Source organism: Micromonospora sp. USAFONa4 (assembly GCF_057197825.1).
Genome location: NZ_CM170072.1, coordinates 2473529 through 2493319, shown reverse-complemented (window position 1 = coordinate 2493319; position 19791 = coordinate 2473529). Strand labels below are relative to the sequence as shown.

The 19791-nt window shown below is 76.3% G+C and carries 19 protein-coding genes; 15 read left to right on the top strand and 4 right to left on the bottom strand.

Going from position 1 to position 19791, the window contains the following annotated elements; genetic code table 11:
• Window positions 1-60: 60 nt before the first annotated feature.
• The gene (locus AC0OO9_RS10560; RefSeq protein ID WP_484517123.1) at window positions 61-1086 is read right to left on the bottom strand and encodes an alpha/beta hydrolase; all 1026 of its coding nucleotides are present in this window, start codon (window positions 1084-1086) and stop codon (window positions 61-63) included.
• Here AC0OO9_RS10560 and AC0OO9_RS10555 point away from each other — a divergent pair.
• A complete protein-coding gene (locus AC0OO9_RS10555) occupies window positions 1042-1881 on the top strand; it encodes a hypothetical protein (RefSeq protein ID WP_484517122.1) in 840 nt (279 codons plus the stop codon). The two genes, AC0OO9_RS10560 and AC0OO9_RS10555, sit on opposite strands and share 45 nt — an antisense overlap.
• A gap of 154 nt (window positions 1882-2035) precedes the next feature.
• Here the strand turns inward: AC0OO9_RS10555 and AC0OO9_RS10550 are convergent, their stop codons facing one another.
• On the bottom strand, window positions 2036-2332 hold the full coding sequence (locus AC0OO9_RS10550) for a type VII secretion target (RefSeq protein ID WP_484517121.1): 297 nt from the start codon (window positions 2330-2332) through the stop codon (window positions 2036-2038).
• Window positions 2333-2505: 173 nt separating this feature from the next.
• On the opposite strand from AC0OO9_RS10550, the gene AC0OO9_RS10545 reads away from it, so the two are divergent.
• The 14 genes from AC0OO9_RS10545 to AC0OO9_RS10480 all read left to right on the top strand — a co-directional run bounded on the left by AC0OO9_RS10545 (window position 2506) and on the right by AC0OO9_RS10480 (window position 16947).
• On the top strand, window positions 2506-2874 hold the full coding sequence (locus AC0OO9_RS10545; RefSeq protein ID WP_132230942.1) for a holo-ACP synthase: 369 nt from the start codon (window positions 2506-2508) through the stop codon (window positions 2872-2874).
• A 52-nt stretch (window positions 2875-2926) separates the two neighbouring features.
• A complete protein-coding gene (locus AC0OO9_RS10540; protein ID WP_484517120.1) occupies window positions 2927-4396 on the top strand; it encodes an NAD(P)H-hydrate dehydratase in 1470 nt (489 codons plus the stop codon).
• A gap of 125 nt (window positions 4397-4521) precedes the next feature.
• Window positions 4522-5640 (top strand): alanine racemase, encoded by a 1119-nt coding sequence (gene alr, locus AC0OO9_RS10535; RefSeq protein WP_484517119.1) that lies wholly within the window; start codon window positions 4522-4524, stop codon window positions 5638-5640.
• A complete protein-coding gene (locus tag AC0OO9_RS10530) occupies window positions 5637-6728 on the top strand; it encodes an alpha/beta fold hydrolase (protein WP_484517118.1) in 1092 nt (363 codons plus the stop codon). Before alr ends, AC0OO9_RS10530 begins: the two co-directional genes overlap by 4 nt.
• Window positions 6725-7207, top strand: coding sequence for a tRNA (adenosine(37)-N6)-threonylcarbamoyltransferase complex ATPase subunit type 1 TsaE (gene tsaE, locus AC0OO9_RS10525; RefSeq protein ID WP_484517117.1), 483 nt, complete (start codon window positions 6725-6727; stop codon window positions 7205-7207). The genes AC0OO9_RS10530 and tsaE overlap by 4 nt, the downstream gene beginning before the upstream one ends.
• Window positions 7208-7267: 60 nt before the next feature.
• Complete coding sequence (ung, locus tag AC0OO9_RS10520) at window positions 7268-7969, top strand: uracil-DNA glycosylase (protein WP_484517116.1); 702 nt, start codon at window positions 7268-7270, stop codon at window positions 7967-7969.
• Window positions 7970-7998: 29 nt separating this feature from the next.
• Window positions 7999-8949: a maleylpyruvate isomerase family mycothiol-dependent enzyme gene (locus tag AC0OO9_RS10515; RefSeq protein ID WP_484517115.1), complete on the top strand. Its 951-nt coding sequence runs from the start codon at window positions 7999-8001 to the stop codon at window positions 8947-8949.
• A gap of 93 nt (window positions 8950-9042) precedes the next feature.
• Window positions 9043-9720, top strand: a complete 678-nt coding sequence (tsaB, locus tag AC0OO9_RS10510) for a tRNA (adenosine(37)-N6)-threonylcarbamoyltransferase complex dimerization subunit type 1 TsaB (RefSeq protein WP_484517114.1) — start codon at window positions 9043-9045, stop codon at window positions 9718-9720.
• Between the two features lie 120 nt (window positions 9721-9840).
• Window positions 9841-10296 carry a ribosomal protein S18-alanine N-acetyltransferase gene (gene rimI, locus AC0OO9_RS10505; RefSeq protein WP_484517912.1) on the top strand — a complete coding sequence of 152 codons (456 nt, stop codon included), beginning with the start codon at window positions 9841-9843 and terminating at the stop codon, window positions 10294-10296.
• On the top strand, window positions 10289-11335 hold the full coding sequence (tsaD, locus tag AC0OO9_RS10500; RefSeq protein WP_484517113.1) for a tRNA (adenosine(37)-N6)-threonylcarbamoyltransferase complex transferase subunit TsaD: 1047 nt from the start codon (window positions 10289-10291) through the stop codon (window positions 11333-11335). Before rimI ends, tsaD begins: the two co-directional genes overlap by 8 nt.
• Before the next feature lie 17 nt (window positions 11336-11352).
• A complete protein-coding gene (locus tag AC0OO9_RS10495) occupies window positions 11353-11607 on the top strand; it encodes a hypothetical protein (RefSeq protein ID WP_091627865.1) in 255 nt (84 codons plus the stop codon).
• A gap of 103 nt (window positions 11608-11710) precedes the next feature.
• Entirely contained in the window at window positions 11711-13411 is a 1701-nt protein-coding gene (locus AC0OO9_RS10490; RefSeq protein WP_484517112.1) for an ABC transporter ATP-binding protein, read from the top strand.
• A complete protein-coding gene (locus AC0OO9_RS10485; protein WP_484517111.1) occupies window positions 13411-15192 on the top strand; it encodes an ABC transporter ATP-binding protein in 1782 nt (593 codons plus the stop codon). The genes AC0OO9_RS10490 and AC0OO9_RS10485 overlap by 1 nt, the downstream gene beginning before the upstream one ends.
• 174 nt (window positions 15193-15366) lie before the next feature.
• On the top strand, window positions 15367-16947 hold the full coding sequence (locus tag AC0OO9_RS10480) for a Na+/H+ antiporter (protein ID WP_484517110.1): 1581 nt from the start codon (window positions 15367-15369) through the stop codon (window positions 16945-16947).
• Window positions 16948-17644: 697 nt separating this feature from the next.
• On the opposite strand, the gene AC0OO9_RS10475 is transcribed toward AC0OO9_RS10480, so the two are convergent.
• Together AC0OO9_RS10475 and AC0OO9_RS10470 are read right to left on the bottom strand one after the other, a co-directional pair.
• Window positions 17645-18382, bottom strand: coding sequence for a DUF4142 domain-containing protein (locus AC0OO9_RS10475; RefSeq protein ID WP_132230952.1), 738 nt, complete (start codon window positions 18380-18382; stop codon window positions 17645-17647).
• Between the two features lie 223 nt (window positions 18383-18605).
• Window positions 18606-19787 carry an ROK family protein gene (locus AC0OO9_RS10470; RefSeq protein WP_484517109.1) on the bottom strand — a complete coding sequence of 394 codons (1182 nt, stop codon included), beginning with the start codon at window positions 19785-19787 and terminating at the stop codon, window positions 18606-18608.
• Window positions 19788-19791 lie beyond the last annotated feature (4 nt).

Below are 19791 nucleotides of genomic sequence, written 5' to 3'. Positions count from 1 at the left end.
CGCCCGACGACGGGCCCCGCCCACCCCCGCCGGTGGGCGGGGCCCGCCGCGTTGCACGGGTCAGCGGCCGAGCACCACCCGGGCCATCCCGTCGAGGGCCGGGTTGTCGGGCGCCCAGTAGCCGGTGTGGCCGTGCCGGCCGCTGGGGAACGTACGCCCGCCGAAGCCCGGATGGGACGGGTCCTGCCCGAACCACAGCTCCCGCTCCGGCGCGCCGAGCAGCGCCCCGATCGCCGGGCCGACCGGCGACGCGCCCAGCAGGGACCGGCGGGCCAGCTCGTCCGGCGGCCGGGCCCACCGGATCACGTCGTCCGGCGCGGTGCTCGCCCAGACCTGCCCGGGCGGCACACCCAGCTCGCCCGCGTGCGCGACCCCCACCCCCGGCGAGCCGACGAAGACCAGCGCGTCGGCGGCCAACCCGTGGTCGCGGGCGGCCGTGCCGACCACCAGCGAGCCGTAGCTGTGCCCGAGCACGGTCTGCCGGCCCGGCGGCCCGTCGTGGGTCTCCCGCAGCCCCTCCTGGAACCGGTGCAGCGCCGGGCCGGCGTTCTGGGCCTGGCCCGGCCACGCCGCCTCGTGCAGGAAGTCGGGGGCGTCGTAGTCCAGCCATAGCACCGCCGCGGCCTCCTCCTCGGGGGCGAGGGCGGCGCAGCGGGCCAGCACCCGGGCCGCCCGGCCCAACTCGCCGGGCACGTCGTGCAGGCCGGCGGTCATCCCCGGCACGTAGGTCAGCACCCGGGCCGACCGGTCGGGGTTGCCCAGCGCCACCACCGCCCGTCCCTCGCCGCCCGTGCCCAGCCCCAGCAGGTACGCCCGGGGCTGCTCGTCGCCCGCCAGACGGGCGGCCAGCGCGTCCAGCCCGGCCAGGGACTTCCCGATCCGCGACAGCCCGGCCAGCTCGACCGGCCCGCGCGGCACCCGCTCCAGCAGCCGTCGCCGCGCGGCCAGCAGCTCCTCCCGCCGCACCCCGAGCAGCAGCCGGTTGGCCTGGTCGCGGGCGGCCACCGGCACCCCGTCGAGGCGGCCGAGGAGCCCCGGCTCGTGCGCGACGAGCCACCGGCGCTGCGCGGGGTGAGCCCGGCCCACCAGGCCCGCACGGAGGCCGGGTCGGCGCCGGCCTTCGGGCGGCCGGGCGGCGGCCGCTCGGCCCACCCCGCGCGGGCGGCGCCGGCCAGCGCGTCCAGCCGCCCCGCGGCCTCCCGGTCGGCCGCGCCGGCCAGCTCCAGCGCCGCCCGGATCGCCGCACCCACCTCGGACGCCCCGGCTCCGGACGCCCCGGCTCCGGACGCCCCGGCTCCGGACGCCCCGGCTCCGGACGCCCCGGCTCCGGACGCCCCGGCTCCGGACGCCCCGGCTCCGGACGCCCCGGCTCCGGACGCCCCGGCTCCGGACGCCCCGGCCCCGGACGCCCCGGCCCCGGGTGCGCCGGCCCTGGACGCGCCAGCCCCGGCTGTCCCGGCCCCGGGCGCGCGGACCACGGGGGCGCCGGCTCCGGCCGCGCCCGACCCGGGGCGTGCGGTCACCGGTGCGCGGGCGGGGTCGGCGGTGACCCGGCCCTGCCGGTCGACCAGCAGCCCGGCCGCGTCGGCGCGGGCCACCGCGGCGGCGAGCCGGGCCTTGGCGGCGGCCAGCCGGCCGGCGAACTCGGCCAGCACCTGGTCGGCCTCGATCAGGGCGGGGGAGACGGCGGTCAGCTCGGTGCGCAGGGCCGCGAGCCGGGCGTCGGCGGCGACGCCGGCCCCGCCCGACCAGCCGGACCGCAGCACCGCCGCGCCGGCGGCCAGCTCGTCGGCCCGCCGCGCCACCGGGCCGGTCAGCCCCCGCCAGGCCACCCCGGCCGCCCGCCACGCGTCGGGATCGGCCGCCCACAGCTGCCGGTAGCCGACGTCCGCCGCGCGCTCGGCGGGGTGCGCCGGGCGCGTCGGCGGCATAGGGCGCGGCGGCGGCGTCGGGCGTGCCGGGGGCGCCGGCGGGACCGGGCGCGCCGCGTGCCCGGCCGGGGCCGACCGACCCCGCGCCGGGGGTGCCGGCGCGTTCACCGGGGCAGCGCGGTGAGGCGGCCGGCCGCCCGGTCGTCCACCGCCTCGTACGCCTCGGCGGCGGAGCGGACCGCCCCGGCCGTGTGGGCCACCCGGGCGCCGAGCCCGCCGAACCAGGCGTGCACGGCCGACTCCAGCCCGGCCGACGCCGCCGCGGTCGACCACTCCGGGGCCGGCACCACCAGCCCGGACGCCCCGGCCAGCCCGTGCGCCAGCCGGTACGCGTCGTCGTCGAGCCCGCGCGCGGCCCGGCGCAGCGCGTCCGGTCGTACGGTCAACGGCTCATCGGTCATCCTCGGCCCCCGCCTTTCGAAACATCGACGGCCGCGACGCTAGGCGTCGTCCACACCCCCGCACGTGGCCTGTGGACGACGGCCCGCCCACGTACGGCCGCGTCGTCCACAGGCGTTGCCGCGCGCGGCGCCGAGGGCTAATCTGCGGCCGCCCGCGCCGGTAGGGTGAGCGGGTGATCGTCGCTGTCGGCATCGACGTCGTCCTCGTCGAGCGGTTCGCCAAGGCCCTGGCACGGACACCGCTGCTCGCCGACCGGCTCTTCACGGAGGCCGAGCGGTGCACCCGCTCCGGCAACCCGCGCTCGCCCGAGTCGCTGGCCGCCCGCTTCGCGGCCAAGGAGGCGGTCGCCAAGGCGCTCGGCGCCCCGGCCGGCCTGAGCTGGCACGACTGCGAGGTCGTGCCGGACCCGGACGGCCGGCCCTGGCTGACCGTCTCCGGCACGGTCGCGGCGGCGGCCACCGAGCGCGGGGTCAACCGGTGGCATCTCTCGTTGTCGCACGACGGCGGGATCGCCTCGGCGATGGTGGTCGCGGAGCGGTGATCGGGGGCGTGCCGGGTCGCGGCGCGCCGGGAGTCCGACGGGACGGGGTGGCATGAGATCGGTCTGGCGGGTCGCGGACGTACGCGCTGCGGAGGCGGGCTTGATGGCCACGCTGCCGCCCGGGACGCTGATGAAGCGCGCGGCGGCCGGGCTGGCCCGTCGCTGCGCGCTGCTGCTGGCCGACCGGGGCGGCGTCTACGCCGCGCGGGTGCTGCTGCTGGTCGGCTCCGGCGACAACGGCGGCGACACGCTCCTCGCCGGCGCGCACCTGGCCCGGCGGGGTGCCGCCGTGTCGGCGCTGCTGCTGGCCCCCGGCCGGGCGCACGCGGAGGGGCTGGCCGCGCTGCGGGCCGCGGGCGGGCGGGTCGTCGACCGGCCGTCGGGGACCGTCGACCTGGTGCTGGACGGCATCGTGGGGATCGGCGGGCGCGGCGGGCTGCGGGACACCGCCGACCAGCTCGCCGCCAGCCTCGTGCGGCACCGGGGGCGCGACGGCGCACCGGCCACCGTGGTCGCCGTGGACGTGCCCAGCGGGGTCGCGGTCGACACCGGGGGAGTGCCGTTGACCGCGTCGGGCCGCCCCAGCGCGGTGCGGGCCGACGTGACGGTGGCGTTCGGCGCGCTGAAGCCCGCGCTGGTGGTGGGCCCGGCCGCCGCGCTCGCCGGTGAGGTGGAGCTGGTCGACATCGGGCTGGAGCCGTGGCTGCGGGGCAGCCCGGCGTTGGGCGTGACCGAGTGGTCGGACGTCGTCGACTGGTGGCCCCGGCTCGGCCCGGCCTCGGAGAAGTACAGCCGGGGCGTGGTGGGCGTCGCGACCGGCTCGGCGACCTACCCCGGCGCGGCCGTGCTCTCCGTCGCGGGGGCGCTGGCCGGCCCGACCGGGCTGGTCCGCTACGCCGGCTCGGCCCGGGCCGACGTGCTGCGCCGGCACCCGTCGGTGATCGCGACCGGCCGGGTCGCCGACGCCGGGCGGGTGCAGGCGTGGGTCTGCGGTTCCGGCCTGGGCACCGGCGAGGAGGCGGCCGGGGAGCTGCGGGCGGTGCTCGCCGCCCCGGTGCCGGTGGTGCTCGACGCCGACGCGCTGACGCTGCTGGTCGACGGCTCGCTCGCCGGCCGGCTGCGCACGCGGGACGCCCCGATCGTGGTCACCCCGCACGACCGCGAGTTCACCCGGCTCTGCGGGGAGGAACCGGGGGCCGACCGGGTGGCCGCCACCCTGCGGCTGGCCGCCTGGATGAACGCGGTGGTGCTGCTCAAGGGCGACCGCACGGTGATCGGCACGCCGGACGGCCGGGCGTACGTCAACCCGACCGGCACCCCGGCGCTGGCCACCGGCGGCACCGGCGACGTGCTGGCCGGGCTGCTCGGCTCGCTGCTCGCGGCCGGGCTGCCCCCGGAGCGGGCGGCGGCCGCCGCCGCGTACCTGCACGGGCTGGCCGGCCGTGAGGCGGCCCGGGGCGGGCCGGTGACGGCGCCCGACGTGGCCGACGCCCTCCGCCCGGTCATCGCCCGTCTCGGCTGACCCGCCGGCCCCGGCGACACCTCCTGCCACCGTCGGCACCGCTCAGCGGGCCCGCCTCCTGCCTCGGCCGCGTCGGCTGCGCCGGCCTTGGCCGGGAGGATCGGCGTGGAAAGTAGGCTGGGGGCATGTGGCAGGCCGAGGTGCGCGTGGACCTGGACGCGATCCGCGAGAACGTGAGCCGGCTGAGGTCCGGCACCGCCGCCGAGCTGATGGCGGTGGTGAAGGCCGACGGCTACGGCCACGGCATGGTCCCGGCCGCCCGCGCCGCCCTCGACGCCGGGGCCGACTGGCTGGGGGTCTGCACGCTCGACGAGGCGCTCACGCTGCGCCGGGCCGGGATCACCGTGCCGGTGCTGGCCTGGCTCCTCGCGCCCGGGCTGCCGCTGCACGAGGGCGTCGCCGCCGGGGTCGACCTCGGCGTCGCCAGCCTGCCCCAGCTCGACGAGATGGTCGCGGCGGGCCGCGCCGCCGGCCGGCCGGCCCGACTGCACCTCAAGATCGACACCGGGCTGGCCCGGGGCGGCGCGACCGTCGCCGACTGGCCGGCCCTGCTCGACGCCGCCGCCAAGGCGCAGGCCGACGGCCTGGTCGAGGTGGTCGGGGTGTGGAGCCACTTCGTGTACGCGGACTCGCCCGGCCACCCGACCATCGACCGCCAGATCGCCGTCTTCCACGAGGGGATCGGCATGGCCGAGCAGGCCGGCCTGCGCCCGCGCTACCGGCACCTGGCCAACTCGGCGGCCACCCTGACCCGGCCGGACACCCACTTCGACCTGGTCCGACCCGGGCTGGCCGTCTACGGGCTCTCCCCGGTGGTCGGCGAGCGCTACGGGCTGCGCCCGGCCATGACCGCCCGCGCCCGGGTGATGCTCGCCAAGCGGGTCCCCGCCGGCTCCGGCGTCTCGTACGGGCACACCTACACCACCGAGCGGGCGGCGAACCTCGCGGTGGTGCCGCTCGGCTACGCCGACGGGGTGCCCCGGCAGGCCTCGAACAGCGGCCCGGTGCAGCTCGGCGGCAAGCGCCGGACGATCTCGGGCCGGGTCTGCATGGACCAGTTCGTGCTCGACTGCGGCGACGACCCGGTGGCCGCCGGCGACGAGGTCACCCTCTTCGGCAGCGGCGCCGACGGCGGGCCCACCGCCGACGACTGGGCCGAGGCGGTCGGCACCATCAACTACGAGATCGTCACGCGGTTCGGCGGCACCCGGGTGCCCCGCGTCTACGACGGCGAGCGCCCGTGACGACCCGTTCCCGCATCCCGCTGCCGCGTACCGGACACGCCAGGGCGGCCATCGGCGCGTTGGCCGCCGTCGGGGTCGCCGCCGCCGGGCTCGCGGCCGGCGTCGCCACCGAACGCGCCCTGGTCCGCAAGCTCAAGGCCGACCCCACCGACCGGTACGCCGGGGAGGTCTTCGGCGAGCAGCGGTACGACGACTCCTTCCGGCTGGAGATGCCCGACGGCACCGACATCCACGTCGAGGTGGTGGAGCCGACCCGGCCCGTGCCCGGCAACCCGACCGTGGTGCTGGTGCACGGCTTCTGCCTCGACATGGGCACCTTCCACTTCCAGCGCAAGCTGCTCGCCGAGCGGGGCGAGCACCGGATCGTCGCCTACGACCAGCCCGGGCACGGCCGGTCGGGGCGGCTGGAGACCGGCGAATACGACCTCACCGCGCTCGGCCGGACGCTGCGCGAGGTGATCGACCGGACCGCCCCGGAGGGGCCGCTGGTGCTGGTCGGCCACTCGATGGGCGGAATGACCATCATGGCGTTCGCCGAGCTGTTTCCGGAGCTGTTCGGCGACCGGGTCGTGGGCACCGTGCTGATGGCCACCTCGGGCGGCCTGATCGCCGAGACCAAGCTGGTCGCGCCCGCCCTGCTCGGCCGGGTCGGCGCGCCGGTGCTGCACATGGTCGGCAACGTCACCCGCTACGGCGGCCCGGTGATCGACCGGGCGCGCAGATCCACCACCAACGTGGCCTGGCTACTCACCCGCAGGTACGGCTTCGGCACCCGCCAGCCCAGCCCGGCCCTGGTGTCGTACGTCGAGACGATGAACTCCCGCACCTCCGCCGACACGGTGACGCGTTACCTGCGGACGCTGGCCACGCACTCCCGGTTCCCGGCGCTCGCCGCGCTGGCGGACACCCCCGTGCTGGTGGTCGTCGGCGACAAGGACATGATCACCCCCGTGACGCACTCCGAGGAGATCGTCCGGCGACTGCCGCACGCCGAGTTCGTCAAGATCTCCGACAGCGGGCACGTGGTGATGCTGGAGCACGCCGACGAGGTCAACACGGCGCTGGTCCGGTTCCTGGAGGCGCTGTGAGCCACGTCGTGAAGCTGCCGACCGTCGACGACACCCACGAGTTCGGGCGGCGGCTGGCCGGGCTGCTGCGCGCCGGCGACCTGCTGCTGCTGACCGGGCCGCTCGGCGCCGGCAAGACCGCGCTGACCCGGGGCGTCGGGGCCGGGCTCGGGGTGCTCGGGGACGTCACCTCGCCCACCTTCGTGATCGCCCGGGTGCACCGGCCCGACCCGGCCCGGGGCGGCACGGTGGCGCTGGTGCACGCCGACGCGTACCGGCTGGGGGACGCCGCCGACCCGCGCGCCGAGATCGACGACCTCGACCTGGACGCCTCGGTGGACGAGTCGGTGACCGTGGTCGAGTGGGGCGAGGGCCTGGTCGAGCAGCTCGTCGACGCCCACCTGCGGGTACGCGTCGACCGGCGCGACGACGACACCCGGGTGGTCGAGCTGGAGCCGGTCGGCGGCGACTGGGCGCAGCGCCTGACCGCCCTCGGGTGAGCGCTGTCGTACCGGCTGCCTAGAGTGCGCGGGACGGATTCGACAGGCGAAAGGTTGCCGATGCCCGACGACGCCCCCACCCTGGACCTGCCGGCTCTGCTGCCGGAGGACTGGCGTGCCGTGCTCACCCCGCACCTCGACCCGGCCCGCACCGCCGCGCTGGCCGGGTTCGTCGCGGGCGAGTACGCGACCCGCACCGTCTTCCCGCCGGTCGAGGACCTCTTCTCGGCCTACCGGCTCTGCGCCCCGGCCGACTGCCGGGTGCTGATCCTCGGGCAGGATCCCTACCACAAGGCGGGGCAGGCCCACGGACTCAGCTTCAGCGTGCGGGAGGGCGTGAGCGTGCCGCCGTCGCTGCGCAACGTCTTCAAGGAGCTGGGCGAGGACCTCGGCGTGCCGAAGCCGCGCGGCGGCAACCTGAGCGGCTGGGCGGCGCAGGGCGTGCTGCTGCTCAACGCCGTGCTCACCGTCCGCGAGGCGACGCCCGGCTCGCACGCCAACCGTGGCTGGGAGGAGTTCACCGACGCCACCATCCGGGCGCTCGACGCGATGGACTCGCGGGTGGTCTTCCTGCTCTGGGGCGGCTACGCGCGCAAGAAGGCGGCCCTGGTGACCAACCCGCGGCACGTGGTGCTGGAGGCCGGGCACCCCAGCCCGATGAACCCGCGCGGCTTCCTGGGCAGCCGCCCGTTCAGCGCGGCCAACAAGGCGCTCGCCGACGCCGGCCTGCCCACGGTCGACTGGGAGCGTTCCGCCGGCTGACAGCTGCGCACTTTCGCGGTCACCGTGCGGTGACCGTCCGTTGTAGCCTGTGCTGCGAGCGGTCGGTCGGCGCGTACGCCGTGGCGGTGCCGACCTCGCCGAGCAGCGACGCGAGCCGGGAGGCGGCGATGGCGGCGACGGTCAGCGAACAGCGGTGGCGGGTGGCGCGGACGGCGCTGGCGGAGCAGACCGACCGCTTCCTCGACCTGGTCCGCGCCACCCCACCCGGGGCCATGGCCACCGCCCACTGGTCGGTGGCCGACACGCTGGCCCACGTGGGCTCCCTGGCGTGGTACTACGCGTGCCTCGTGGACCCGGACCATCCGCCCCTGCCGGTGCCGGGTCTGCACCGGCAGCTCCCGGACGTCACCGTCGACACGGTGGCGGACTTCAACGACGTGCTGCTGCGGCACCTCACCGAGCGCGAGCCGCAGGCCCTGGCCGACCGGTTGCGGGCCGACGTCGGGCGGCTCCTGGCCGTCTGCGAGGATCAGCGCCCCGACGAGACGGTGCCCTGGCTCGGCGGGGCCCGGGTGCCCCTCGCCGGCCTCTGCGCACACCTGGTCAACGAGCTGCTCATCCACGGTCACGACGTCGCCCGCGTCGCCGGGCGGCCGTGGTCGCTCCCCGGCCGGGACGCCGCGCTGTTCATGGAGCTGTTCGTGGCCGGCGTGGTCCGGCACGGCTACGGGCGGCTCATCGACGGCGGCGCGCCGCCGAGCGAACGCCCCGTCGTGGTCGAGTTCCGCTCGGCGTACGCCGCACCGGTCCGGCTCCTGCTGCACCGGGGGCGGATGACGTTCGCCGACCCGGGAGCACGGGCCGACGCCCGGATCGACCACGATCCCGGGACGCTCAACCTGATGATGTTCGGCCGGGTCAGCCGCGCCCGGGCGGTGCTCACCGGCAAGGTGCGCGTCAGCGGGCGGCGCCCCTGGCTGCTGCCGGCCTTCCTGCGCAAGTTCCGCACCCCGAGCTGACCCCCGGCCGCCCGCGCCACCGGCCTCTCCGCTCGTCCCACCCGGCCGGGGCGTGACCGGGGGTGACCACGGGGGCGACTAGGCTGGCTCACCGTGCTCGTACTGGTGGTGGACAGCTCGACCCCCGCGGTGACCGCGGCGCTGGTGGAGGTCGCGGCGGACGGTGTCGCGGCCCGCGCGCACCGCTGCACGGTCGACGCCCGCGCCCACGGTGAACTGCTCGCGCCGCAGGTCGACGCCGTGCTCACCGAGGCCGGCGCCCGCCCGGCCGACCTGGGGGCGATCGTCGCCGGCCTCGGCCCCGGCCCGTTCACCGGGCTGCGGGTGGGGCTGGTCACCGCCGCCACCATCGGCCAGGTGCTGGGCGTCCCGACGTACGGTGTCTGCTCGCTGGACGCCATCGGACACCCGGCGGCCGCCGGCGAGCCGGTGCTGGCGGCGAGCGACGCGCGCCGCCGGGAGATCTACTGGGCGGTCTACGACGGCGCGGGCCAGCGGATCGTCGGCCCGGAGGTGTCCGTGCCGGCGGTCGCCGCCGAGCGCGCCCGGAGCCTGGCCGTCACGGCCGCGGTCGGCGACGGCGCGCACCGGTACGCGGACGCGCTCGGCCTGCCCGTGCGCGACGAGCCCCGCTACCCGGACGCGGCCGTGCTGGCGACCCTGGCCGCCGCGCGCATCCGGGCCGGCGCCCCCTCGGAGGCGCTCACCCCGCTCTACCTGCGCCGCCCGGACGCCGTGGCGGCGACGGCCCGCAAGCCGGTGCTGCCGTGAGCGCGAGGAGTGAGCCGGGTCTGCGAGCCCCGCAGTCGCGAGCCGAGGTGCTGCCGTGAGCGCGAGGAGTGAGCCGGGCCTGCGAGCTCCGCAGTCGCGAGCCGAGGTGCTGCCGTGAGTGTGCGGTTGGGGCGGTTCCGGTGGTGGCACGTCGACGAGGTGCTGCCGATCGAGGCGGACCTGTTCGGTGCCGAGCAGTGGTCGGCGGCGATGTTCTGGAACGAGCTGGCCAACGGGCACTTCTACCTGGTTGCCACCGGCGACGACGGCGACCTGCTCGGCTACGCCGGGCTCGCCGTGGCCCCGCCCGACGAGGCGTGGGTGCAGAACGTCGCGGTGCGCCGGGACGCCCAGCGGCGCGGCGTCGGCCGGCTCCTGCTGGAGGCGCTGCTCGCCGAGGCCGCCCGGCTCGGCCTCCGCAGCGTCCTGCTGGAGGTCGCGGCGGACAACGCCCCCGCCCAGAAGCTCTACGCGACGTACGGCTTCGAGCCGATCGGCGTACGGCGCGGCTACTACCAACCGAGCAACACCGACGCGCTGGTCATGCAGCGCACGCAGGATGTGAGCGATGACTGACGAACCCCTGATCCTCGGCATCGAGACCTCCTGCGACGAGACCGGGGTCGGCATCGTACGCGGGCACACCCTGCTGGCCGACGCGCTCGCCTCCAGCGTCGAGCAGCACGCCCGCTTCGGCGGCGTCGTGCCCGAGGTGGCCAGCCGGGCCCACCTGGAGGCCATCGTGCCGACCATGGACCGGGCGTTGAAGGAGGCGGGGGTGACCCTCGCCGACATCGACGCGATCGCGGTCACCTCCGGCCCGGGGCTGGCCGGCGCGCTGCTGGTGGGGGTGGCCGCCGCGAAGGGCTACGCGCTCGCCGCCGAGAAGCCGGTCTACGGCGTCAACCACCTGGCCGCGCACGTCGCCGTGGACACCCTGGAACACGGTCCGCTGCCCGAGCCGGCGATCGCCCTGCTGGTCTCCGGCGGGCACTCCTCCCTGCTGCTCGTCGACGACCTGGCCCGGGGCGTCACCCCGCTCGGCGCCACCATCGACGACGCGGCCGGCGAGGCGTTCGACAAGGTGGCCCGGCTGCTCGGGCTGCCGTTCCCCGGTGGCCCGTACATCGACCGGGAGGCCCGGGCCGGCGACCCGGCCGCCATCGGCTTCCCGCGCGGCCTGACCGCCCCCAAGGACCTCGCCGCCCACCGCTACGACTTCTCCTTCTCCGGGCTGAAGACGGCGGTGGCCCGGTGGGTCGAGGCGCGGCAGCGCGCGGGTGAGGCGGTGCCCGTCGCCGACGTGGCCGCGTCCTTCCAGGAGGCGGTCTGCGACGTGCTGGTACGCAAGGCGCTGGACGCCTGCCGGACCACCGGCGTCGAGACGCTGGTCATCGGCGGGGGCGTGGCGGCCAACTCCCGGCTGCGGGCGATGGCCGAGGACCGCGCCGCCGCGTACGGCATCCGGGTCCGGGTGCCCCGCCCCGGGCTCTGCACGGACAACGGCGCGATGGTCGCCGCCCTCGGCTCGCACCTGGTCGCCTCGGGTGTCGCGCCGAGCCGGCTGGACCTGCCCGCCGACTCCGCCATGCCGCTGACGACAGTCAGCGTCTGAACCCGAGGATGGCTGACGTGATCGTGCGGATGTGGGAGGCGCGGGCGGAGCCGTACGGCGCCGCGGACCTGATCACCTGGGTGTGCGACACCGCGCTGCCGGAGTTCGAGCACGACCCGATGCACCTGTCCAGCGAGGTGTTCTCCTCCACCGACCACCGGGTGGTGGTCATCTCCAAGTGGCGCAGCAACCCGCGTCCGCTGCCGGAGCCGCCGGCGACGCTGCTGGCCCGCCCGCCGCATTCCTGGGACTTCACGCAGGTCGACCGCTGAGGCCGGGCCGGCCGGTCGACGACGGAGGATACGTGAGCCGCGGCACTCCGAGGCGGTAATTGGTTGGCGGGGTGACCGGCCCGCCACCTAGCGTCGGTGGGCCATGCGTTTCTCACCGGCCGGTGACCCCGGCGTACCCGACATCCGCTCGGCGACCCGCTACCTCGTGTGGCTGGCCGGGCGGCACAAGGCGCTGCTCACCGTCGGCATCCTGCTGGGCGTCGTCTGGATGGTCGCCCAGGCGCTGGTGCCGGCGGCCGTCGGCCGGGCGGTCGACGGGCTCACCCGCCGCGACGAGGAGGCGCTGCTCACCTGGGGGCTGGTGCTGCTGGGCCTGGGCGTGTTCCAGGCAGCCGCGGGGATCCTGCGGCACTACTGCGCGGTGCACAACTTCCTCGCCGGGGCGTACCGGACGGTGCAGTTGACCGTGGGCGCGGCGAACCGGCTCGGCGCCGCGCTGCCCCGCCGGGTCTCCGCCGGCGAGGTGGTGAGCATCGGTACGGCCGACATCAGCCAGATCGGCTCGGCCATCGACATCACCGCCCGGGGAGCCGGCGCGATCGTGGCGATCGTGACCGTCGGGGTGCTCCTGCTCGGCGCCTCCGTGCCGCTCGGGCTGGTCGTGGTGCTCGGCGTGCCGTTGCTGATGGCGGTCGTCGGGCTGCTCATCCGGCCGCTGCACCGGCAGCAGCAGGCGTACCGGGACTCGGAGGGGGCGCTGACCGCCCGGGCCGGCGACATCGTCTCCGGGCTGCGGGTGCTGCGCGGCGTCGGCGGCGAGCCGGTGCTCTCCGCCCGCTACCGGTCGCGGTCACAGGCGCTGCGCGCCGACGGCCTGCGGGTGGCCCGCGTCGAGTCGCTGCTGGAGGCGGCCCAGGTGCTGCTCCCGGGGGCGTTCCTCGTGCTGGTCACCTGGCTGGGCGCCCGGTTCGCACTGCGCGGCGAGATCAGCGCCGGTGAGCTGGTGGCGTTCTACGGCTACACGGCGTTCCTGGTCAGCCCGCTGCGGCAGCTCACCGAGGCGGTGGACAAGCTGACCCGGGGACACGTCGCCGCCCGGCGGGTGGTGCGGCTGCTGCGGCTCACCCCGGAACTGCTCGACCCGGCCCGCCCGGCCGCCCTGCCGGACGGCCCCGGCGAGCTGGTCGACGTGGCCTCCGGCGTGACGGTACGGCCGGGCCGGTTCACCGCGCTCGCCGCCACCGCCCCCGAGGACGCGGCGGCAATCGTGGACCGCCTCGGCCGGTACGTCGACTCGGACGCGACGCTGCACGGCGTACCGCTGCGGGAGGTGGCGCTGGCGACGGTGCGGGAGCGGATCCTGGTGGCCGACAACGACGCGCACCTGTTCACCGGCCCGCTCCGCGCGGAGCTGGACCCGCACGACCGGGCCGACGACGCGACGCTCGAAGCGGCGCTGGCGGCGGCGAGCGCGACCGACATCGTCGAGGCCCTGCCGGCGGGGCTGGACAGCGTGGTCGCCGAGCGCGGCCGGGAGTTCTCCGGCGGCCAGCAGCAGCGGCTGCGGCTGGCCCGGGCGCTGGTCGCCGACCCGGAGATCCTGCTGCTGGTCGAGCCGACCAGCGCCGTCGACGCGCACACCGAGGCCCGCATCGCCGACCGGCTCGGCGCCGCCCGGGCGGGCCGCACCACCCTGGTCTGCACCACCAGCCCGCTCGTGCTGCACCGCGCCGACCACGTGATCTTCGTGGAGGACGGCAAGGCGGTGGCCGAGGGGTCGCACACCGCACTGCTCGACGGCGAGCCGCGCTACCGGGCGACGGTCAGCCGGGGGGAGGACTGATGGCCACCGCACTGCCGGTCGCCGACGGGCGCCAGGTGCGCCGCTACGCCCGCACGCTGGCCCGCCGGCATCCGAGGGCGCTCGGGGTCGCGCTCGGCCTGCACGCGCTGGCCGCTGCGGCCGGCCTGGTCGCGCCGTGGCTGCTCGGCGACCTGGTCGAGGGGATCTCCCGGGGCACGTCCGGCGTCACCGTGGACCGGATCGCCCTGCTGATCGCCGGGTTCGTGCTGGTGCAGTCGGTGCTGGTCCGCTTCGCCCACCTGGCGTCGGCCCGGCTCGGCGAGCGGGTGCTGGCCGAGCTGCGCGAGGAGTTCGTCGACCGGATCCTGGCGCTGCCGCTGGCCACCGTGGAGCGGGCCGGCACGGGCGACCTGCTCACCCGGACGTCCCGGGACGTCTCGGCGCTGTCGCGGACGGTCCGGTTCGCGGTGCCGGAGACGCTGATCGCGATCGTCACCGGCTTTTTCATCGTCGGCGCGCTGCTCCTGGTCGACCCGCTCTTCGCGCTGCCCTGCCTGCTCGCGGTGCCGCTGCTGTGGGCCGGCACCCGCTGGTACCTGCGCCGCGCCCCCGCCGGCTACCTGCGGGAGAATGCCGCCTACTCCGACATCACCGACGGCATCAGCGAGACCGTCGAGGGTTCGCGGACCACGGAGGCGCTGCGGCAGCAGGCGCGCCGCCGGGCCCGCACCGACGCCGACATCCGCCGGTCGTACGCGGCCGAGCGCTACACGCTGCGGCTGCGTACGGTGTTCTTCCCGATCGCCGAGATCGGCTACGTGCTGCCGGTGGTGGCCACGTTGATCATCGGCGGCTGGTTCCACCTGAAGGGCTGGGTGAGCCTCGGCGAGGTCACCGCCGCCACGCTCTACGTGCAGGCGTTGATCGATCCGGTCGACCGGCTGCTCTCCTGGCTGGACGAGTTGCAGGTCGGCGGCGCCTCCATGGCGCGCCTGCTCGGGGTGGCCGACGCCAACCCGCCGGCCGGCTCCCCGACCCGGCCCGCCGCGGGCTCTGCGGGCCCGCCCGATCCTCCGCCACCGGGGGAGCGGCGGCTCGCCGCCCGGGACGTCCGGTACGCGTACCGGGAGGGCCGGGACGTGCTGCACGGGGTGACCCTGCTGCCGGAGCCGGGGGAGAAACTGGCCATGGTGGGCCCCTCGGGCGCCGGCAAGTCCACGCTCGGCCGGCTGCTCGCCGGGGTGCACGCGCCCCGTACCGGCTCGGTCACGGTGGCCGGCCGGCGACTCGACGAGCTGCCCCTGTCCGAGCTGCGTACGCACGTCGCCCTGGTCACCCAGGAGCACCACGTCTTCATCGGCACGCTGCGGGAGAACGTGGCGATGGTGCGACCGGGCGTCGACGAGGCGGCCGTGCGGTCGGCGCTGGCCGCCGTCGACGCGTCGGAGTGGGCCGACGGGCTGCCGGACGGGCTGGACACCGTGGTCGGTGCCGGCGGGCACCCGCTGTCGCCCGCGCAGGCGCAGCAGCTGGCGCTGGCGAGGCTGGTGCTGGCCGACCCGCACACCCTGGTGCTGGACGAGGCCACCTCGCTGATCGACCCCCGCGCCGCCCGGCACCTGGAGCGGTCCCTCGCGGCCGTCCTCCAGGGCCGTACGGTCGTGGCCATCGCGCACCGCCTCTTCTCGGCGCACGACGCCGACCGGGTGGCGGTGGTGGAGGACGGCCGGATCGCCGAGATCGGCTCGCACGACGAACTGGTCGCGGCCGACGGCTCCTACGCGGCCCTCTGGCGCTCCTGGCACGGCACCGGCTCCTGACGCGCGCGGCGTGCGGCGTGCCGTGTCCGGGGCCGTCGCCGTCGATGCCGGCGGGCGGGGTGCCTGTTTCCCTGTTCGAGGGTGCCGCGCCGGACCGCCGTACCACGATGGTGGAGCGGCAGGCGACCGGCGCGTACCCGTCACCGTGCCGGCGGCCGGTGACGGGGGTGCGGCGTGGGCGGTCTCGAACTGATCGTGGTGCTGGGCGTCACGGTGCTGGTCGGCACGACCCTCGGCGGACGGTACAGCGTGGCGCCCCCGGTCCTGCTCATCACGATGGGCGCGCTGCTCGCGCTCCTGCCGCCGCTGTCCCACGTGGTGCTGGAGCCCGACGTGGTGCTGCTGCTGTTCCTGCCGGCGATCCTCTACAAGGAGAGCATCACCACCAGCCTGCGCGAGATCCGCACGAACCTGCTCGCGATCGCGTTGCTCGCGGTGGGGCTGGTGGTGGCGACGATGGTCGCGGTGTCGCTCGTCGTGCAGCGGTTCGGCGTGGAACCGGCCGCCGCCTGGGTGCTCGGCGCGGTGCTCGCGCCGACCGACGCGGCGGCGGTCGCCGGCCTGGCCAAGCGGATGCCGCGCCGGATCCTGACGACCCTGCACGCGGAGAGCCTGATCAACGACGGCACCGCGCTGGTGCTCTTCTCCGTCGGGCTGGGCCTGATCGTGGGCGGCACCGAGCCGGGGCTGCTCGGGCTGACCGAGCGGTTCGTCCTTGCGTCGACCGGTGGCGTCGTCGCCGGCCTGCTGGTCGGCTGGGCCGTGATCCTGCTCCGGCGGCGGCTCGACGATCCGCTGCGCGAGGGCGCGCTGAGCGTCCTCACGCCGTTCGTCGCGTTCCTCCTCGCCGAGCTCGTGCACGCCAGTGGCGTCCTGGCGGTGGTGGTCGCGGGCCTCGTGCTGGCGTACGCCGCCCCCCGCGTCATCCGGGCCCGCTCCCGGGTGCTGGCGTACGGCTTCTGGGACCTCGCCACGTTCCTGATCAACGGCGGGCTCTTCGTGCTCCTGGGGATGCAGATCCCGCGCGCCCTGCGCGACGTGACCAGCCTGTCGGCGATGCGGGCGATGGCCATCGCGGTGGTGGTGACCGGCGTGGTCGTGCTGACCCGGATGGTGTGGATCCACCTGGCGGCGTTCGCCTTCCTGGTCGTCGACCGCCGGGCGGCGGAGCAGGACGAGCGGGTCGACTGGCGGGTGCGGACGGCGGCCGGGTGGGCGGGGTTCCGGGGCGCGGTCTCCCTCGCGGCCGCCCTCGCGGTGCCGGTGACCACGCCCACCGGCACCCGTGTGCACGAGCGTGACCTGATCATCTTCGCCACCGCCGTGGTCATCCTGCTGACGATGCTGATCCAGGGCACCACGCTGCCCGCCGTCGTCGGGTGGGCGGGTCTGGTCGGCGACACCCGGCGGGTCGGCGAGCTGCGCCTGGCCCGGGTGCGGGCCACCGAGGCCGCGCTGGCGGTGCTGCCCGAGGTCGCGGACCGGCTCGGCGCGGCGCCGGACGCGGTCGACCGGATCCGGGCGGACTACGAGCAGCACCTCGACGACATCCGCTCCACCGACGAGGAGAGCCGGTCGGCGGAGCAGGCCCGGGACCTCGACCGGCGGCTGCGGCTGGCCGTGCTCGAACACAAGCGGCGCGAGATCACCAGGCTGCGGGACACGAACGAGATCGACGACATCGTCCTGCGGGAGCTGCAGGCCGTCCTCGACATCGAGGAGATCCGCCTGCTGGGCCCGGAGGTCAACGAGTAGCCGTGGCCGCCCGTAGTGCCGGGCGTGCGTGCGTGCGTGCATGCGTGCGTGCCGGCGTGCCGGCGTGCCGGGGCGCACGGGCCTGCCGGGTGTGCGGATCGTGCCGGGTGTGCGGGCCTGCCGGTGTGCGGGTCGTGTCGGGCGTGTGGGCCTGCGGGCCGCACCGGCGTGCCGGCACGCGGCCGACCGCTGTGCGGACCCTATCGCTGATGACTCACCGTGATGATGCTCGTGAGGGCCGAAAATATCACGCACAGTAGTCGAATCTGCCTGGCTTCCAAGCGCGAGCGGCCTCGTTTCAGAGCTTACCCCGCTGACCAGCGCTTTCTTCTCGCGATCACCGAGCCGGCCGACTGTCCTCGCGCCCCCTTTGCTCTGCAGCCGCGGATGCGCCAGCCACTGTCCGTAGCTGGTGCGTGGATGGTTGCAGAGCAAAGGGGGCGAGGCGAGTGCCCGGTGGCGACGGTGTGACACCCCTGACGATTACCGAAAGTGACGTCGGCGGCCGGGCTGCGAACAGGAGGAGGTGAAGCAGGGCCGCGAGCAGCCAGGCAGCCACCCGCCCAGCCGCCACATGGCCAGGCCGCCACACCGCCACACCGCCAAGGCGCCAGGCACCAGGCACCAGGCACCAGCGGCAGGTTCCCCTGCGGTCCGGCGGCCTCCCGGTCCGTGGCCGTCGGGAGGACCGCCGTGGTCAGGTGCGGCGCAGGATGCGGTACGTGGCGACGCCTCCCGTGCCGAGCGCGGCGAGGAAGACCAGCCAGACCACCGTGCTGCTGACCCCGATGGGCGGGCCGGAATTGGCGGAGGCGGCGGCGAGCAGGCCGTCGTCGCCGGGGGCGGGCAGGGCGGCCGGCGGCAGTTCCGGCCAGCGCACCAGCCCGGTGCTCTCCAGCATCTGCATGTGGTGCAGGACGAACCGGTTGGCGTCGTCGGCGAGCTTGCGGATCACCGGGTCGCGGGTGCTGGCGCGGACCGCCCCGATGACCGGGAAGATCTTGCCGTGAGCGACCCGGAGCCGGGTGACGAAGATCTGGTCGAAGCGGGCACCGGAGGCGTTCTGCATCTCCGTCAGCCAGCCCTTCTGCTCGGCCGTCGGGTCGCTCGGGATGCTCGCCCCGAGCTTGTTGGCCGCCTCGACCGTGAGCCGGTCCAGTTCCTCGTGCTCGGTGGCGATGCCGGCGCCGATCTCGCGTACCTTCGCGCTCTGCCCCTTGTCGGCGGCCAGTTGCCCGGCCGGCATCTCCCAGAGCCCAGCCAGGCGTACCCCGTTGAGCAGGGCCGCGTCGGCCGCGTTGAGCTGTTGACCGCCCGGCGCGGCGACGGCCACGCCGGGCAGCACCCCGAGCCCGGCGGCGATCGTGACCAGCAGCGCGGCCAGGCGACTGCTGCGGTGTCCCTGTCGGCGACGGGCGGATCTGAGCGGTGTCATGTCCGTGGTGTCTCCTCGGTCCGGTCCGAAACGAGTCCGGGCCGGGCGACGCCTCCGCCTTCGCCCGTCCGCGCACTGGTACGGACGGACCGACCGATCGGTTCACCGGACCCGCCCGCTCCGGCACCTGTCCACCATCCGTCGGCACGGCACGGCACGGCACGGCACGGCACGGCACGACCGCGGCACGGCACGACCGCGGCACGGCAAAGGGCGGGGCCGGTCAGCCGACGTCGAGGGGGTCCGCCAGCAGGCGTTCGAAGGCCAGCTCGGCGGCGCCGATCAGCGCCGCGTCGTCCCCGAGCTTCGGGGTGCGCAGCCGGACGTGCTCCAGGCAGGCGGGCAGGGCCATCGAGTTGAGCCGGCTGCGGACCTGGGCCGCCGCCGCGAGGTAGAGGTCCCGCATACCGCCGCCGAAGATGACCATCTCCGGGTTGAAGATGTTCACCAGGTTGGCCACCCCGAAGCCGAGCCAGTCGCCGGCCTGGCGTACCGCCGTCTGCGCCCGCAGGTCGCCCCGGTCGGCGGCGTCGAAGACGGCCAGCAGCGCGTCGCGGCCCCGCGCGTCGGAGTGGCCGGCCGCGCGCAGCAGCGCGTGCTCGCCGATCTCGGTCTCCCAGCAGCCCCGGGAGCCGCACTCGCAGGGCGCGCCGTCGCGGACGACCACCATGTGGCCGACCTCGCCGCCGTAGCCGCCGTGCCCGGTCAGCCGGCGCCCACCGGCGATGATGCCGGCGCCGACGCCCACGTCCCCGTACAGGTAGATGACGTTGTCGCAGCCGGCCGCCGCGCCCCGGGCGTGCTCGGCGAAGGCCGCCACGTCGGCCACGTTGCCGACCGTGACCGGCACGTCGCAGCCCAGCTCGGCGCCGAGCGCCGCGCCGATCGGCTCGTCCACCCATCCGGTGGTCGGGCCCAGCCGGACCAGCCCGTCGTCGCGGCGGACCATGCCGCAGACCGCGACGCCCGCACCGACGCAGACGGCGTCCGCCGGCGAGCTCTGCTGCATGTCCTTGACCGCCCCGGCCAGCAGCGGGGCGGCCTCCGCGGCGGTCAGACCCCGGGGACGGTCCAGCTCCCGGCGGTCGAGCACCGCGCCGCCGAGACCGATCCGCGCGGCGCGCAGCCGGTCCACCTCGATGCTGTACGCGTACGCGTGCACCCGGTCCGACTCGGGCCGGACGACCAGCGACGGTCGTCCGGCCCGGCCGGTCTCCTTCGGCGTCCCCTCGCTGACCAGTCCGGCGCCGGCCAGGTCGGCGGTCAGCGCGCCGATGGTGCTGCGGTTGAGCCCCAGCGCGGTGGTGAGTTCGGCGCGGGTGGTGGCCCCGTGCACGTGCACGTAGCGCAGCAACGCGCCCAGGTTCTGCCGGCGGATCTCGTCCTGGCTCGGTCCTGCGCGCATCGCC